The following is a 13,799-nucleotide window of genomic DNA, read 5'->3' on the forward strand; positions in this document are numbered from 1 at the left end:
GGCGCACCGACCCCACCGCCTTCGAGCAATGGCGGCAACAACGGCAACAACGACAACCGCCCTCGGGGACAGGGTCCCAATCAAGGTCCTCCCGACCTCGATGAACTCTGGCGCGACCTCAATCGCAAGCTCGGTGGCTTCTTCGGTGGCAAGGGCGGCAGCAACCGCCCCAACGGCGGCAATGGTGGCGGCAACGGCTACAGGCCCGACATGAAGAATGCAGGATTCGGCCTCGGTCTCGTGGCGGCAGTGGTGGTCCTGATCTGGCTCGGCACCGGCTTCTTCATCGTGAACGAGGGCCAGCAGGCCGTCATCACACAGTTCGGCCGCTACAAGAGCACCGTGGGCGCCGGCTTCAACTGGCGCCTGCCGTACCCGATCCAGCGCCACGAGGTGGTGGTGACCACGCAGATCCGTTCCGCCGACGTCGGCCGCGACGCCATCGTGCGCTCCACCGGGCTGCGCGAGTCGGCCATGCTGACCGAAGACGAGAACATCGTCGAGATCAAGTTCGCCGTGCAGTACCGCCTGAGCGATCCGCGTGCCTGGCTCTACGAAAGCAAGTCGCCCGCCGACACCGTCGTGCAGGTGGCCGAGACCTCGGTGCGCGAGGTGGTCGGCAAGATGAAGATGGACGCCGCGCTGGCCGAAGAGCGCGATCAGATCGCACCGCGCGTGCGCGCGCTGATGCAGACCATTCTCGACCGCTACAAGATCGGCGTCGAAGTCGTCGGCATCAACCTGCAGCAGGGCGGTGTGCGTCCGCCCGAGCAGGTGCAGGCCGCGTTCGACGACGTGCTCAAGGCTGGCCAGGAGCGCGAGCGCACCAAGAACGATGCGCAGGCCTATGCCAACAACGTGGTGCCGCTCGCCACCGGCACGGCTTCGCGCCTGAAGGAAGAATCCGAGGCCTACAAGGCGCGGATCGTGGCGCAGGCCCAGGGTGATGCCGGCCGCTTCAGTGCGGTGCTGGCCGAATACCAGAAGGCCCCGCAGGTGACGCGCGACCGCATGTACACCGACGCCATGCAGCAGATCTACGCCAGCACGACGAAGGTGCTGGTCGACAGCAAGCAGGGCTCCAACCTGCTGTACCTGCCGCTCGACAAGCTCATGCAGCTGAGCGGCAACAATGCGGCGGCCACGCCGGTCGACGCGGCCAGCCCGAGCGTTGCCGGCACTGCACCGGCCCAGTCCTCGGTGATCCCGGTGGCCCCTGCGACGAACGACGTGCGTGCCCGCGATGGCCGCTCGCGTGACCGCGACGTGCGTTGAAAAAGGCCCGAAAGAATATGAACAGAATCGGATTCATCGCCACCTCGATCCTCGTGCTGCTGGTGTTGGCAAGCTCGACCCTTTTCGTGGTCGACCAGCGGCAGTTCGGCGTGGTCTATGCGCTTGGCCAGATCAAGCAGGTCATCACGGAGCCCGGCCTCAACTTCAAGCTGCCGCCGCCGTTCCAGAACGTGTCGTACATCGACAAGCGCCTGCTGACGCTGTCGAGCGTGGACACCGAGCCGATGCTCACCGCCGAGAAGCAGCGTGTGGTGATCGACTGGTATGTGCGTTGGCGCATCAGCGACCCGCAAGCCTACATCCGCAATGTCGGCCTCGACGAGAACGCCGGCGCCATGCAGCTCAACCGCGTGGTGCGAAATGCGTTCCAGGAAAACATCAACAAGCGCACCGTGCGCGACCTGATCTCGGTGCGCCGCGAGGCCCTGATGGCCGACGTGCAGCGCGAAGTGCTGTCGGTGGTGAAGGGTGCCAAGCCCTGGGGCGTGGACGTGGTCGACGTGCGCATCACGCGTGTCGACTATGTGGAAGCCATCACCGAATCGGTCTACCGCCGCATGGAAGCCGAGCGCAAGCGCGTGGCCAACGAGCTGCGTTCGACCGGCACGGCCGAAGGCGAGAAGATCCGCGCCGACGCTGACCGCCAGCGCGAAGTGATCGTGGCGAACGCCTACCGCGACGCGCAGAAGATCAAGGGCGAGGGCGATGCCCAGGCCGCTTCCACGTACAGCGAGGCCTTTGGCCGCGACCCGCAGTTCGCTCAGTTCTACCGAAGCCTCGAAGCCTACAAACAGAGCTTCAACAAGAAGAGCGACGTGATGGTGCTCGATCCATCCTCGGACTTCTTCCGCGCCATGCAAGGTTCGGGTTCGAACACCAACGCTTCCCGTCGTTGATTCGCAGCCGTCCCCAGGAGCCGTGAGCGCCGACACTTTCTGGAGCGCGCTGGCGCTCGTCCTGGTGATCGAAGGCATCCTGCCTTTCGTCTCACCGGGAGGGTGGCGGCGCGGCTTCGGCCAGCTCATGCAGCTGCGTGACGGCCAGCTTCGTTTCTTCGGACTTTGCAGCATCCTGCTGGGTTTGCTACTGCTCTGGATCTTGGGGTAGCGCGGTCCCGGTAGAATTCCGGTTTAACCACGCCCTCGATCCCCATGTCCGCCTGGGTCCTCCCGGATCACATTGCCGATGTGCTGCCCTCAGAGGCGCGCCACATCGAAGAACTTCGACGCCAGCTGCTCGATACCGCCCGTGGCTATGGCTACGAGCTGGTGATGCCGCCGCTGCTCGAACACCTCGAATCGCTGCTCTCGGGCACCGGCGAGGCGCTCGACCTCCAAACCTTCAAGCTCGTGGACCAGCTCTCCGGCCGCAGCATGGGCCTTCGCGCCGACACCACCCCTCAGGTGGCGCGCATCGATGCCCATCTGCTGAACCGCGACGGCGTGGCCCGCCTGTGCTACTGCGGCCCGGTGCTCCATACCCGGCCCGACCGCCCGCACGCCACCCGTGAGCCGCTGCAGTTCGGCGCCGAGATCTACGGCCATGCCGGGCTCGAGGCCGACACCGAAACCCTGCTGCTGGCGCTCGACTGCCTCGACGCCGCCGGCCTGCGCGAAGGCGTGATCGTCGACCTGGCCGATGCCCGCATCGTGCGCGCGCTGTTCGCCGGCGTACCGGTCGATGCCGCCACGCTGGCCCGGGTGCACGCTGCGCTGGCCGCCAAGGACGAGAGCGAGCTCGCTTCACTCACCAAGGACTTCCCTGCCGCCTCGCGCGAAGGGCTGCGCGCCCTGGTCCAGCTGTACGGCGACGCGTCGGTGCTCGACGAGGCCACCAAGGCCTTGAAGGGCACGCCTGCCGTCGGCGCCGCGCTGGCCGACCTGAAGCAGCTCGCTGCCGGCCTCCAGGGCGTGGCCGGCCGCCAGATCAGCTTCGACCTGGCCGACCTGCGCGGTTATGCGTACTACAGCGGCATGCGCTTCGGCATCTACGTGCCCGGCGCGGCCGATTCGCTGGTGCGCGGCGGCCGCTACGACGAAGTGGGGGCCGTGTTCGGCCGCAACCGTCCGGCCGTCGGCTTCAGCCTCGACGTGCGCGAGCTGGTCGGCGTGCTGCCGGCCCGCCCGCTGCGCGCCGCCATCCGCGCGCCCTGGAGCGATGCGGCCGGCCTGCGTCAGGCGATTGCCCAATTGCGCAAGTCCGGTGAAACGGTAGTCTGCGTGCTGCCGGGCCATGGCAGCGAAATCGATGAATTCCACTGCGACCGCGAGCTCGTCGAGCAAGCAGGCCAGTGGAGTGTCCGAGCGATCTGAATTTTTGAAGTAATGGAACGAGCATGAGCGTAACCACCGGAAGAAACGTGGTCGTCGTCGGTACCCAATGGGGCGACGAAGGCAAAGGCAAACTGGTCGACTGGCTGACGGAAAGCGCCCAGGGCGTGGTCCGTTTCCAGGGCGGCCACAACGCGGGCCACACGCTGGTCATCAACGGTGTGAAAACCGCGTTGCACCTGATCCCGAGCGGCATCATGCGGCCCGGCGTCAAGTGCTACATCGGCAACGGCGTGGTGCTGTCGGCGGCCAAGCTGTTCGAGGAAATCGAAGGGCTGGAGAAGGCTGGCGTCGAGGTGCGTTCGCGCCTGCGCATCAGCGAGGCCTGCCCGCTGATCCTGCCGTTCCATGCCGCACTGGACATCGCGCGCGAGGCCTACCGCGAAAAGGGCGGCATCGAGAAGATCGGCACCACCGGCCGCGGCATCGGCCCGGCCTACGAAGACAAGATCGCACGCCGCGCACTGCGCGTGCAGGACCTGAAGCACCCCGAGCGCTTCGCCACCAAGCTGCGCGTGCTGCTCGACCTGCACAACCACGTGCTGACGCAGGTGCTGAGCGCGCCGGCCATCGATTTCGACGAAGTCTTCAACGAAGCGATGAGGCACGCCGAGCTGCTCAAGCCCATGATGGCCGACGTCTCGCGCGAACTGAACGACGCGAACAGGAACGGCGCCAACCTGCTGTTCGAAGGCGCCCAGGGCACGCTGCTCGACGTCGATCACGGCACCTATCCGTACGTCACCTCCAGCAACTGCGTGGCCGGCAATGCCGCCGCCGGTTCGGGCGTGGGCCCGGGCATGCTGCACTACATCCTCGGCATCACCAAGGCCTACTGCACGCGCGTGGGCGGCGGTCCGTTCCCCACCGAACTCGACTGGGCCACGCCCGGCACCCCCGGTTATCACATGAGCACCGTGGGCGCCGAAAAGGGCGTGACCACCGGCCGCAGCCGCCGTTGCGGCTGGTTCGACGCCGCGCTGCTCAAGCGCTCGGCGCAGGTCAACGGCCTGTCGGGCCTGTGCATCACCAAGCTCGACGTGCTCGACGGCCTCGAGAAGCTCGAGCTGTGCACCGGCTACGAACTCGACGGCGAGACCACCGACATCCTGCCGATGGGCGCGGACGAGATCGAGCGCTGCACGCCGATCTACGAAACCCTCGAAGGCTGGACCGAGAGCACCGTGGGCGTCACGCAGTACGACAAGCTGCCGGTCAATGCGCGCCTTTACCTGCAGCGCATCGAGCAGATCACCGGTGTGCCGATCCACATGGTGTCGACCAGCCCGGATCGCGACCACACGATCATGATGCGCCACCCCTACTTGGCCGACTGAAGAGGAAAAAAGACCCATGTTGACCGAAGACGGCAAGCATCTCTACGTCAGCTACGACGAGTACCACAACCTGATCGAGAAGCTCGCGATCAAGGTGTACCAGTCGGAATGGCAGTTCGACACCATCCTGTGCCTGGCGCGCGGCGGCATGCGCCCTGGCGATGTGCTCTCGCGCATCTTCAGCAAGCCGCTTGCCATCATGTCGACCAGCTCGTACCGCGCTGACGCGGGCACGGTGCAGGGCCATCTCGACATCGCGCGCTTCATCACGACACCCAAGGGCGAGATCGCTGGCAGGGTGCTACTGGTCGACGACCTGGCCGACTCGGGCCACACGCTGCACGCCGTGATGGACATGCTGCGCAACAACTACAAGCCGATCACCGAACTGCGCAGCGCGGTGATCTGGACGAAGGCGCTATCGACCTTCACGCCTGACTACTCGGTCGAATACCTGGCGACGAACCCCTGGATCCACCAGCCCTTCGAAGGCTACGACTCGCTCGGCGCCGAGAAGCTGATCGAGAAGTGGTCGGTCTGATCTCTCAGCCGGCGCCGCCGAGCATCTCGGTGTAGCGCCGCTGCATTTCTTCCGGCGTCAGCTTCTCGATGCTGTGCCCCACGTTCCAGCGATGGCCGAAGGGGTCGCGAAAAACGCCGGAGCGTTCCCCGTAGAACTGATCCTGCGGTGCCATGTCGAGCGTGGCGCCTGCAGCGACTGCGCGCGCCACCAACGTGTCGGCATCGTCCACATGCAGGTGCAGCGTGACGGCCGTGCCGCCCAGCGTCTTCGCACTGTGGATGTTGAACTCGGCGAATTCGTCCGAGATCATCAGGATCGCGCCGTTGTGGAAGTCCAGCTCCGCGTGGCCGATGCGTCCGCTGGGTTCGGTCAGGCGAAAGATTTCCTTCACCTCGAAGACCTTGCAGTAGAACTCGATGGCTGCGCCGGCATCATGGACGCAGAGGTACGGAAACAGCTCGTGGATCGCCATGGTTTGTTGTCCCTTCGGGTTGAGATGGGCGCGATTCTGGCGCTCGCCGCAAATCGGGTCTTGAACAATTTTGACCTGCGGGGGCGTAGCAGGCCGCTCAGATCCGCACGTGCCGCGAGGACGCCGGCGCCGCCCGCCGGTACGCCTGCGGCGACATGCCGGCAATGGCCAGGAAGTCGCGATTGAAGTGCGCCTGGTCGCTGTAGCCGGCCTGCAGCGCCAGCTCGACCCAGCGTTGGGCCGGGGCGGTGGCGAACTGGCCGATCACGCGGTCGAAGCGCAGCATGCGCGCGTACTGCTTGGGTGCCAGGCCGGTCATGCCGCGAAAGAGCGCGATGAAGCGCCTGTGGCTGTAGCCGCTTTGCTTCACCAGTTCGCCGATGGCACCGGCTTGCCCGTCGTTGTCGTTGGCACTCGCGCTGGACATCCGGGCCAGTGCCTGCGCCACCGCGGGGGTGCAGGCCGCGCAGGGAGGACGAGGCAAGGCGCGCGCTCAGCAGGGCTGCGACGATGGCGAGCTGCCGCGCCTGCGAGTCGGTGCCGTGCAGCTGTTCGAGCGCGAAGCCCGCATCGGCACCCCAGAGCGCTTCGAGCGGGGTGTGGCGCCCGGCCAGCGCATCTTCCGGCGCCCCGAGCAGCGCCCTGGCCGCGCCCGGCTGCAGCATGACGCCGACCGAACGCGTCGCAACGGACACATCGCGCACGAAGAAGGCCGAGCGGGTGCCGCCTACCATGGCGTAGCCCACCGTGAAGCCCTGCGCATCGGCATCGTCGCGAAACAGGCGCAATGGCGGCCCCGAGAGCCGGAAGACCAGGTGCATGCCGCCGGTGGGCAGCACATGCTCGCGCACACCCGGGCGCTCGGCAGGCTTGCCCCCGGGCGACGAGGCCCACATCAGCCGCACGAAGGGCCGCAGGTGAGAAGGGGCAAGGCGCGTCAGTTGCACGATCGCGAGCTTCTTCCATGAAGCGGGCTCTGGCCCATCCGCGCATTGTGCGATGGAACGCGTGCCGGAGGCACCGGGCCGGCCGCGATAGCATCCACCCATGAGCAAGCCTTCCACGACCCTGATCCACCACCCCTACGTTCCGCCCGCCACCTTCGCTGCGCCGCAGCCCGGCGTTTTCAAGGCATCGACGGTGTTCTTCGCCGACGTGGCCGCCATGCGCGCGCGCGACTGGCGCACCAAGGCCGGCTACACCTACGGCCTGCACGGCACGCCCACCACCTTCACGCTGGAAGAGCGCCTGGCCACGCTCGAAGGCGGCACCGAGTGCCTGCTCGTGCCCAGCGGGCTGGCGGCCATCTCGCTGGTCTCGTTCGCTTTCCTCAAGACCGGCGACGAGGTGCTGATCCCGGACAACGCCTACGGACCCAACAAGGCGCTTGCCACCGGCGAACTGGCGAACTTCGGCATCACCCATCGCCTGTACGACGCGATGAACCCGGCCGACCTCGCGGCCAAGCTGTCGGACCGCACGCGGCTGGTCTGGGTGGAAGCAGCGGGCTCGGTGACGATGGAGTTTCCCGATCTGCCCGCGCTCGTGAACGTCTGCCGCGCGCGCGGCGTGATGACGGCGCTCGACAACACCTGGGGCGCGGGCCTGGCCTTCGCGCCCTTCGATTTCAACGGCAGCGGGCAGGGCGTCGACATCTCGGTGCACGCGCTCACCAAGTACCCGAGCGGCGGCGGCGACGTGCTCATGGGCAGCGTGATCACGCGCGACGAGCGGCTGCACCGCGCGCTCAAGCTCACGCACATGCGCATGGGTTGGGGCATCGGCGTGGGCGACGTGGAAACGCTGCTGCGTTCGCTGCCCAGCATCGCGCTGCGCTATGCCGCGCACGACCGCTCGGCGCGCGAACTGGCCGGCTGGCTCAACGGCTGCGAAGAGATTGCGCAGGTGCTGCACCCCGCGCTCGAAGACTCGCCGGGCCACACCCACTGGCGTGCGCTGTGCGGCGCCACCGACCTCGCGGCGGGCCTGTTCTCGGTGGTATTCGACGAGCGCTACAGCACCGAGCAGGTCGATCGTTTCTGCGACAGCCTGCGGCTGTTCCGGCTCGGCTACTCGTGGGGCGGCCCGATCAGCCTCGTGGTGCCTTATGACATCGGCCTGATGCGCGACGCCGGCGTGGCGCGCTGGCCCTACAAGGGCACGCTCGTTCGTTTTTCCATCGGCCTCGAAGACGTGGAGGACCTGCGCGCCGACCTTCAGCAGGCATTGGCGCGGATGTAAAAAATCGCTTCGCGCTCCCTGCGAGCGTCATGGGGTACCGTCTCGAGACCGCACCGTTATCGCTTACAGTAGGCCACGTGCAGTCACCCTGACTGCCTCGCCCAAGGAGAAGCAGTGGCAACACCCAATTACGGCTACGAGAAGCGCCAGAAAGAGCTGGCCAAGAAGAAAAAGAAGGAAGAGAAGCTCCGGGAAAAGGCGAACCGCAAACTCAGCCCGAGCAGCGACGGCTTGGCCCCCGGAGACCCGGAAACCGACATGGCCTCGCTCGAACGCGATCCACCCACCGTGCCCGAGTTGCCCACCAAGAACGGTTGATCCGCTCCTGGCGTACCGATCGAGAAGAAGCCGCCGCAGGCCTGTGCCTGCGGCGGCTTTTTCCATTACCTGGGCAGCAGCTTGCGCAATTCGGGCCAGACGTTGTCGAGCAGTTGCGGCTGTGCCGCGGCCGTCGGATGGATGCGGTCGGACTGGAACAGCGAGAGCGCATCGGGCGCATCGGCCACGCCCTTGAGCAGGAAGGGAACGAGCGCGGACCTGGTGGCGCCAGCCACCTTGGAAAACACCGCCTCGAAGCGCCGCGTGTAGTCGCCGCCATAGTTCGGCGGCACCTGGATGCCGACGATCAGCACCTTCGCGCCCGCAGCCTGCGCGGCCCTGGCGATTTGCAGCAGGTTGCTTTCCGTGTCCGACAGCGGCAGGCCGCGCAAGGCGTCGTTGGCGCCGAGCTCGATCACCACGTGGCTGGGCTTGTGCTGCGCGAGCAGCGACGCAAAGCGGGCTCGCCCACCGGAACTGGTGTCGCCGCTGATGCTGGCGTTGACCACCGTGGCCGGGATCTTCTGCTGCGCAAGCCTTTTTTCCAGCAAGGGTACCCAGCCTTCGCCGCGCTTGAGGCCGTACTCTGCGCTCAGCGAATCGCCGAGCACCAGGATCACCGGCTTGCCGGTTGCCACGGCCTGGGCCTGCGCCGCGGCCGTCCATGTCCCCGCGCTGCCGAGCGCGGCGGTGGTCAAGATAAAGTCTCGTCGATTCAAAACCAAAGCCTTTCCATGTCCCAACCCCCGTCTGATGCCATTGTCGCCGTCGAGCATGTCTTCAAGTCCGTCACGGACTCGACCGGCACGCTGGACATTCTGCAGGACATCGATTTCACCCTCGGCGCGCGGGAAACCGCTGCCATCGTCGGCGCCTCGGGCTCCGGCAAGAGCACCTTGCTGTCGATCATTGCGGGGCTGGACACGCCCACGCGCGGCACGGTGCGCATCGCCGGCGAGGACATCTTCGCCATCGACGAGGACGAGCGCGCAGCGGTCCGGGCGCAGCGCGTGGGCTTCGTGTTCCAGAGCTTCCAACTGCTCGGCAACCTCAGCGCGCTTGAAAATGTGATGCTCCCGCTGGAGTTGGCCAACCGCAAGGACGCCCGCAAGGCAGCCACCGAAATGCTCGGCCGCGTCGGGCTTGGGCAGCGGCTCGGCCACTATCCCAAGGTGCTCTCGGGCGGCGAACAGCAGCGCGTGGCGCTGGCACGTGCCTTCGTGGTCCAGCCCGCGCTGCTGTTGGCCGACGAGCCCACCGGCAGCCTCGACTTCGCAACGGGCGAGCAGGTGATGCGGCTGATGTTCGACCTCAACCGGGAACTGGGCACCACGCTCGTGCTCGTCACCCACGACCGCGGCATCGCGGCGCAGTGCGAACGCCGCATCACGATCGAGGCCGGGCACGTCTCGCTTAATGAAAAAGTGGCTCTGGCGCCCGCATGACAAGCGCACTAGGCTATCAAATGAATAGCGAGTCAACTCGAGGAGATAGCCATGGAGGAACTTCCGCAGGACGCCGTCCTGGCGCTGCAGCGCGGCAGGATGATCGAGGCCATCAAGATCGTGCGCAATCGCACGGGCATGGACCTCAAGGCGGCCAAGGAAGCCGTCGATCGCTATGCCGACCGGCAGGAAGCAGGGGATGGCGATGCCGCCTGCGGACGCTGCGCGCCCACTGCCGCAAGGCAGGAACGCGGCTTTGCGGCTATGCCCTCCACCGCGCTCGCGGCCCTGGCGAGGGGCAACAAGATCGAGGCCATCCGCCTTACCCGCGAAGCCACCGGCCTGAGCCTGGCCGCGGCGAAGCGGCTGGTCGACAACCACGAGGATCCGTCGGGCATCGGCTTCGGCCCGCTGACCCGGCACATGCCCCGGTGCTCGATGAACGAACCGGGCCGCGAGCACGGCGGTGGCTACAGATGGCTGCCGGCGTTGATCATCGCGATGGCCGCGCTCATGATCTGGCTGTATTTCGGCAGAGGGGCTTGAGCCGATGATCGTTCCCCAGTTCTGGGCGGAAGGCCGTATCCAGGAGCGTGTCGCGGGCAAGCAGTTCACCGTGCGCCGCTATGGCTGGTCCGACGAGAGCCCGATCGCCGCGCAGGCGCATGCCGACCAGCGCACGCGCGACGCCTTCGACCGCATCGTCCACCAGGGCGAGAAGCTCGACCGCCGCGAGCGCAAAGTGCCCTACAACGGCGCCGATGGCGTGCCGATCCGCGAGGAAATCGTCGAGCGCCATGGCGACACCGTCATCACGCGCAACACCTACGGCGCGCGCTGCCTCAATACGCCCGATGTGCTGTTCGTCGACATGGATTTCGAGGAGCCCCTGCGCGGCAGCGTGTTCGGCTTTGCGCTGGTGCCGGCGCTGATCGCAGGCGTGGTCGGCGGCTGGGCCGCCAAGACCTGGCTGGGTGGACTGATCGCGGCCATCGTGGTCTTCGCCGTGGCCTGGGTCATCGGGCAGCGCAAGAAGCGCGGCGAGCCCAGCGGCAACCCCGTGCCGGAGAAGCAGGCGGCCGAGCGCATCGCGCGCTTCATGCAGCAGCACCCCGACTGGAACCTGCGCATCTACCGCACGCCCGCGGGCTTCCGGGTGCTGGCGATGCACGATGTCTTCAGCCCGTCCGACACCGCGGTGGCCGACTGCTTCCAGGCGCTGGGCGTCGACAAGATCTACGCGCGCATGTGCCGCAACCAGAACTGCTTTCGCGCCCGGGTGAGCGCCAAGCCTTGGCGGATCGGCATCGGCGACCACATGCGGCCCCGGCCGGGCGTGTGGCCGGTGTCGCCCGACAAGCTGCCCGCGCGCGACGCCTGGATCGCGCGCTACGAAAAGGCCGCCGAAGGCCATGCCGCCTGCCAGTACCTGGAGAGCGTGGGCAATGGCGGGAAGGTGCATCCGAGTGCGCTGGCGGTGCAGGAACTGCACGACGAGCGCACTCGCGCGCTCAGCGGTTTGCCGCTCGCTTGACGGGCCTTTGGGGCAGGGGCGCGCGGCACTCGATAATCGGGGGATGTCTTCTCCCAAAGTGATCTTCGGCTTCCATGCCGTGGGCGTGCGCATCAAGACCGCGCCGAAATCGGTGCTCGAAGTGATGTTCGACGCCAGCCGGCGCGATGCGCGCATGAAACAGTTCATCGCGCGTGCGCAGGAAGCCGGCGTGCGGCTGGTCGAGGCCGATGGCCTGCGGCTGTCCAAGCTCAGCGGCAGCCACGGCCACCAGGGCGTGGTGGCGCGGGTCGAACCTGTGGCACAGGTCCGCTCGCTCGACGAACTGCTCGAAGGCCTCGAAGAGGCCGGCACCGTGCCCCTGCTGCTGGTGCTCGACGGCGTGACCGACCCGCACAACCTCGGTGCTTGCCTGCGCGTGGCCGACGGCGCCGGCGCGCACGCGGTCATCGCCCCCAAGGACCACGCGGCCGGCATCAATGCCACCGTGGCCAAGGTGGCGAGCGGCGCGGCCGAGACGGTGCCGTACTTCATGGTCACCAACCTTGCGCGCACGCTGAACGAACTCAAGGAACGCAACATCTGGTGCGTGGGCACCAGCGACGACGCGCCGGGCACGATCTATCAGAGCGACTTCAAGCGCCCCCTGGCACTGGTGCTGGGCGCCGAGGGCGAAGGCATGCGGCAGCTCACGCGCAAGACCTGCGACGAACTGGTGAGCATCCCGATGGCCGGCGCGGTCGAGAGCCTGAACGTCTCGGTGGCGAGCGGCGTGTGCCTCTACGAGGCGATGCGGCAACGCGGCGCCTGAGCGTCTTTCGGGCTAGTTTTCTGGCGACGATCCACCCTTGCGGTGGAAGTAGATGAGTTCGGCCACCCGCCGCATCTGCGGCGTCCCCAGCAGGTGGTTGAACATCCAGTCGCTCTGGAAGTGGTCGAAGGCCCAGCGCAGCGTGCGCTTGAGGCGAAAGCCGGGGTAGCTGCGCACGAACCACGTGGCGGGATCGCCGGCCTCGCGGCGCACGAAGCGCGCAACAGCCTCGCCCGCGCGCTGGCCGTGCAGCAGCGCCGTGTGGATGCCGCCTGCCGTTACCGGCGACACCATGCCGGCTGCATCGCCCACCAGCAGCGCCCGTTCCCGCGCCACCACCGGCAGCACGCCGCCGCACGGGATCATGCCCGCGCGCACCGCGACCGGCGGCGCATTGCCGGGCGCGACCACCGGCGCGATCTTGCGCAGCAGGGGGTCGAGCTTCAGCGCCCCGGCATGGTGGTGCGCCACGCGGCGCGCCAGTCCGATCTGGCTGACGCCCACGCCCTGGAGCGCCCAGCCGATGTAGCCGGGCGCGAGCCTGCGGTCGATGAAGCAATGCAGCAGGCCCGGAGCCATCAGCGCGCCCTGGTATTCATGCTCGATGCCGTAGAGGAAGCGCGTGTTGCGTGACAGTCCCAGCGTCTTGGCAACGCGCGAATGGGGCCCGTCGGCGCCCACGAGGTAGGTGGCCGTGATGCAGGGTCCCTGCGTCACCGGCACTTCCCAGTGTCCGTTGACCCACAGTGCCTGCTCGAACAGCGTGCCCAGCCGCACGTCGACGCCGCAGTCGCGCGCCGAACCCACCATCCAGTCGAGCAGCGCTGGCGCGTCGGTGGCCCAGAACCAGTAGCCTGGTGCGTGCAGGTCGACGTGGCGCATGTTGGGGGCATACAGGCGCACCCCTTCGATCCGGCGCACGAGCGCGGGCGGCACCTCTGACAGCCAGGGCACGCTGTCGACCGCGTCCTTGACGATGATGCCCGTGGTGTGAAGCTTGGCCCCGGCGCTGGCCTTCTTCTCCACCACCATCACGCTGAGGCCCGCGAGGGCGGCCGCCCGCGCACAGGCGAGGCCGGCAAAGCTCGCGCCCACCACGAGCAGGTCGACCTTGAGGCCGCCCACATGGTCGGCCGGGGGAAGGGGCGAAGGCGCTGCCGAAGAGGCAGGCGAAAAGAAGGGAGAAAAGAAACTGGAAGAAGAACTGGGAGAAGAGGTGTGCATGGAGGCCGCCGACTTGAAGCAATGCGCACCGCGTTCCGCGATGCGCATGCGAAGTTAGCGACCCTCTGTGCGTGCGGCGTGAAGCCTTCGTGAACTCAGGAAGGATCCTTGCTGCGTGTGCGGCTCACCGCGCTGAAGATGCCGATGCCCAGCAGGATCACCACGCCGATGCCGATGTAGAGCGAGGGCACGCCGGCCACGGAGGCGCCCCAGGCGAGGCCGGCCAGGAAAATCAGGAAACCGATCAGGTAGAGCACGAAAGACATAGTCGTTCCTCTGGAAGCCACGA

Annotated in this window: 17 protein-coding genes and 1 pseudogene; 12 read left to right on the forward strand and 6 right to left on the reverse strand. The window is 67.2% G+C overall.

The window, feature by feature from the left end:
* The 6 genes from hflK to ACCC97_RS01490 all read left to right on the forward strand — a co-directional run.
* On the forward strand, positions 1-1,275 hold a 1,275-nt coding region (gene hflK / locus ACCC97_RS01465; protein WP_413331418.1), incomplete at its 5' end, for an FtsH protease activity modulator HflK.
* A 17-nt stretch (positions 1,276-1,292) separates the two neighbouring features.
* Complete coding sequence (gene hflC / locus ACCC97_RS01470) at positions 1,293-2,192, forward strand: protease modulator HflC (protein ID WP_007828296.1); 900 nt, start codon at positions 1,293-1,295, stop codon at positions 2,190-2,192.
* A 22-nt stretch (positions 2,193-2,214) separates the two neighbouring features.
* Positions 2,215-2,403, forward strand: coding sequence for a DUF2065 domain-containing protein (locus ACCC97_RS01475; RefSeq protein WP_042672606.1), 189 nt, complete (start codon positions 2,215-2,217; stop codon positions 2,401-2,403).
* A gap of 44 nt (positions 2,404-2,447) precedes the next feature.
* Positions 2,448-3,608, forward strand: a complete 1,161-nt coding sequence (locus ACCC97_RS01480; RefSeq protein WP_007828297.1) for an ATP phosphoribosyltransferase regulatory subunit — start codon at positions 2,448-2,450, stop codon at positions 3,606-3,608.
* 23 nt (positions 3,609-3,631) lie between these two features.
* Complete coding sequence (locus tag ACCC97_RS01485; RefSeq protein WP_007828298.1) at positions 3,632-4,963, forward strand: adenylosuccinate synthase; 1,332 nt, start codon at positions 3,632-3,634, stop codon at positions 4,961-4,963.
* Positions 4,964-4,979: 16 nt separating this feature from the next.
* Positions 4,980-5,504 (forward strand): phosphoribosyltransferase, encoded by a 525-nt coding sequence (locus tag ACCC97_RS01490; protein WP_007828299.1) that lies wholly within the window; start codon positions 4,980-4,982, stop codon positions 5,502-5,504.
* A gap of 4 nt (positions 5,505-5,508) precedes the next feature.
* Here the strand turns inward: ACCC97_RS01490 and ACCC97_RS01495 are convergent, their stop codons facing one another.
* The 3 genes and pseudogenes from ACCC97_RS01495 to ACCC97_RS01505 form a co-directional block, all read right to left on the reverse strand.
* Positions 5,509-5,958, reverse strand: coding sequence for a VOC family protein (locus ACCC97_RS01495; RefSeq protein WP_056598137.1), 450 nt, complete (start codon positions 5,956-5,958; stop codon positions 5,509-5,511).
* 97 nt (positions 5,959-6,055) lie between these two features.
* A complete protein-coding gene (locus ACCC97_RS01500; RefSeq protein WP_413331419.1) occupies positions 6,056-6,385 on the reverse strand; it encodes a helix-turn-helix domain-containing protein in 330 nt (109 codons plus the stop codon).
* Between the two features lie 229 nt (positions 6,386-6,614).
* Positions 6,615-7,007, reverse strand: a pseudogene (locus ACCC97_RS01505) (DUF6597 domain-containing transcriptional factor); the annotation flags it as partial.
* Between ACCC97_RS01505 and ACCC97_RS01510 the strand changes: the two are divergent.
* Together ACCC97_RS01510 and ACCC97_RS01515 are read left to right on the forward strand one after the other, a co-directional pair.
* Complete coding sequence (locus ACCC97_RS01510) at positions 7,006-8,199, forward strand: PLP-dependent transferase (protein ID WP_007828307.1); 1,194 nt, start codon at positions 7,006-7,008, stop codon at positions 8,197-8,199. The pseudogene ACCC97_RS01505 and the gene ACCC97_RS01510 sit on opposite strands and share 2 nt — an antisense overlap.
* A gap of 114 nt (positions 8,200-8,313) precedes the next feature.
* Positions 8,314-8,517: a hypothetical protein gene (locus tag ACCC97_RS01515; protein ID WP_007828308.1), complete on the forward strand. Its 204-nt coding sequence runs from the start codon at positions 8,314-8,316 to the stop codon at positions 8,515-8,517.
* A gap of 65 nt (positions 8,518-8,582) precedes the next feature.
* Here the strand turns inward: ACCC97_RS01515 and ACCC97_RS01520 are convergent, their stop codons facing one another.
* The gene (locus tag ACCC97_RS01520) at positions 8,583-9,215 is read right to left on the reverse strand and encodes an arylesterase (RefSeq protein WP_413313029.1); all 633 of its coding nucleotides are present in this window, start codon (positions 9,213-9,215) and stop codon (positions 8,583-8,585) included.
* A 36-nt stretch (positions 9,216-9,251) separates the two neighbouring features.
* Here ACCC97_RS01520 and ACCC97_RS01525 point away from each other — a divergent pair, with 36 nt between their 5' ends.
* Genes ACCC97_RS01525 through rlmB form a run of 4 tightly spaced genes read left to right on the forward strand, consistent with a single transcriptional unit; the run spans position 9,252 to position 12,286 of the window.
* Complete coding sequence (locus tag ACCC97_RS01525; protein ID WP_007828312.1) at positions 9,252-9,962, forward strand: ABC transporter ATP-binding protein; 711 nt, start codon at positions 9,252-9,254, stop codon at positions 9,960-9,962.
* Positions 9,963-10,013: 51 nt separating this feature from the next.
* A complete protein-coding gene (locus ACCC97_RS01530) occupies positions 10,014-10,508 on the forward strand; it encodes a hypothetical protein (protein ID WP_413331420.1) in 495 nt (164 codons plus the stop codon).
* A 4-nt stretch (positions 10,509-10,512) separates the two neighbouring features.
* A complete protein-coding gene (locus ACCC97_RS01535) occupies positions 10,513-11,496 on the forward strand; it encodes a phage holin family protein (protein WP_007828316.1) in 984 nt (327 codons plus the stop codon).
* A gap of 43 nt (positions 11,497-11,539) precedes the next feature.
* Positions 11,540-12,286, forward strand: a complete 747-nt coding sequence (gene rlmB / locus ACCC97_RS01540) for a 23S rRNA (guanosine(2251)-2'-O)-methyltransferase RlmB (RefSeq protein WP_007828317.1) — start codon at positions 11,540-11,542, stop codon at positions 12,284-12,286.
* 12 nt (positions 12,287-12,298) lie between these two features.
* Here rlmB and ACCC97_RS01545 read toward each other — a convergent pair whose 3' ends face one another.
* Both ACCC97_RS01545 and ACCC97_RS01550 read right to left on the reverse strand, forming a co-directional pair.
* Positions 12,299-13,510 (reverse strand): NAD(P)/FAD-dependent oxidoreductase, encoded by a 1,212-nt coding sequence (locus ACCC97_RS01545; RefSeq protein ID WP_413331421.1) that lies wholly within the window; start codon positions 13,508-13,510, stop codon positions 12,299-12,301.
* Between the two features lie 95 nt (positions 13,511-13,605).
* Positions 13,606-13,776, reverse strand: coding sequence for a hypothetical protein (locus ACCC97_RS01550; protein WP_007828319.1), 171 nt, complete (start codon positions 13,774-13,776; stop codon positions 13,606-13,608).
* Positions 13,777-13,799 lie beyond the last annotated feature (23 nt).

It is taken from the genome of Variovorax sp. Varisp85 (genome assembly GCF_047304045.1).
GTDB lineage: Bacteria > Pseudomonadota > Gammaproteobacteria > Burkholderiales > Burkholderiaceae_C > Variovorax.

Bases quoted from the DNA above. Each gene is read 5' to 3' on its own strand.
- ACCC97_RS01500 (WP_413331419.1), bottom strand. From the start codon at position 6,385: ATGTCCAGCGCGAGTGCCAACGACAACGACGGGCAAGCCGGTGCCATC.
- ACCC97_RS01495 (WP_056598137.1), bottom strand. From the start codon at position 5,958: ATGGCGATCCACGAGCTGTTTCCGTACCTCTGCGTCCATGATGCCGGC.
- hflC (WP_007828296.1), top strand. From the start codon at position 1,293: ATGAACAGAATCGGATTCATCGCCACCTCGATCCTCGTGCTGCTGGTG.
- ACCC97_RS01525 (WP_007828312.1), top strand. From the start codon at position 9,252: ATGTCCCAACCCCCGTCTGATGCCATTGTCGCCGTCGAGCATGTCTTC.
- ACCC97_RS01480 (WP_007828297.1), top strand. From the start codon at position 2,448: ATGTCCGCCTGGGTCCTCCCGGATCACATTGCCGATGTGCTGCCCTCA.
- ACCC97_RS01485 (WP_007828298.1), top strand. From the start codon at position 3,632: ATGAGCGTAACCACCGGAAGAAACGTGGTCGTCGTCGGTACCCAATGG.
- ACCC97_RS01490 (WP_007828299.1), top strand. From the start codon at position 4,980: ATGTTGACCGAAGACGGCAAGCATCTCTACGTCAGCTACGACGAGTAC.
- ACCC97_RS01530 (WP_413331420.1), top strand. From the start codon at position 10,014: ATGGAGGAACTTCCGCAGGACGCCGTCCTGGCGCTGCAGCGCGGCAGG.
- ACCC97_RS01535 (WP_007828316.1), top strand. From the start codon at position 10,513: ATGATCGTTCCCCAGTTCTGGGCGGAAGGCCGTATCCAGGAGCGTGTC.
- rlmB (WP_007828317.1), top strand. From the start codon at position 11,540: ATGTCTTCTCCCAAAGTGATCTTCGGCTTCCATGCCGTGGGCGTGCGC.
- ACCC97_RS01510 (WP_007828307.1), top strand. From the start codon at position 7,006: ATGAGCAAGCCTTCCACGACCCTGATCCACCACCCCTACGTTCCGCCC.
- ACCC97_RS01545 (WP_413331421.1), bottom strand. From the start codon at position 13,510: ATGCACACCTCTTCTCCCAGTTCTTCTTCCAGTTTCTTTTCTCCCTTC.
- ACCC97_RS01550 (WP_007828319.1), bottom strand. From the start codon at position 13,776: ATGTCTTTCGTGCTCTACCTGATCGGTTTCCTGATTTTCCTGGCCGGC.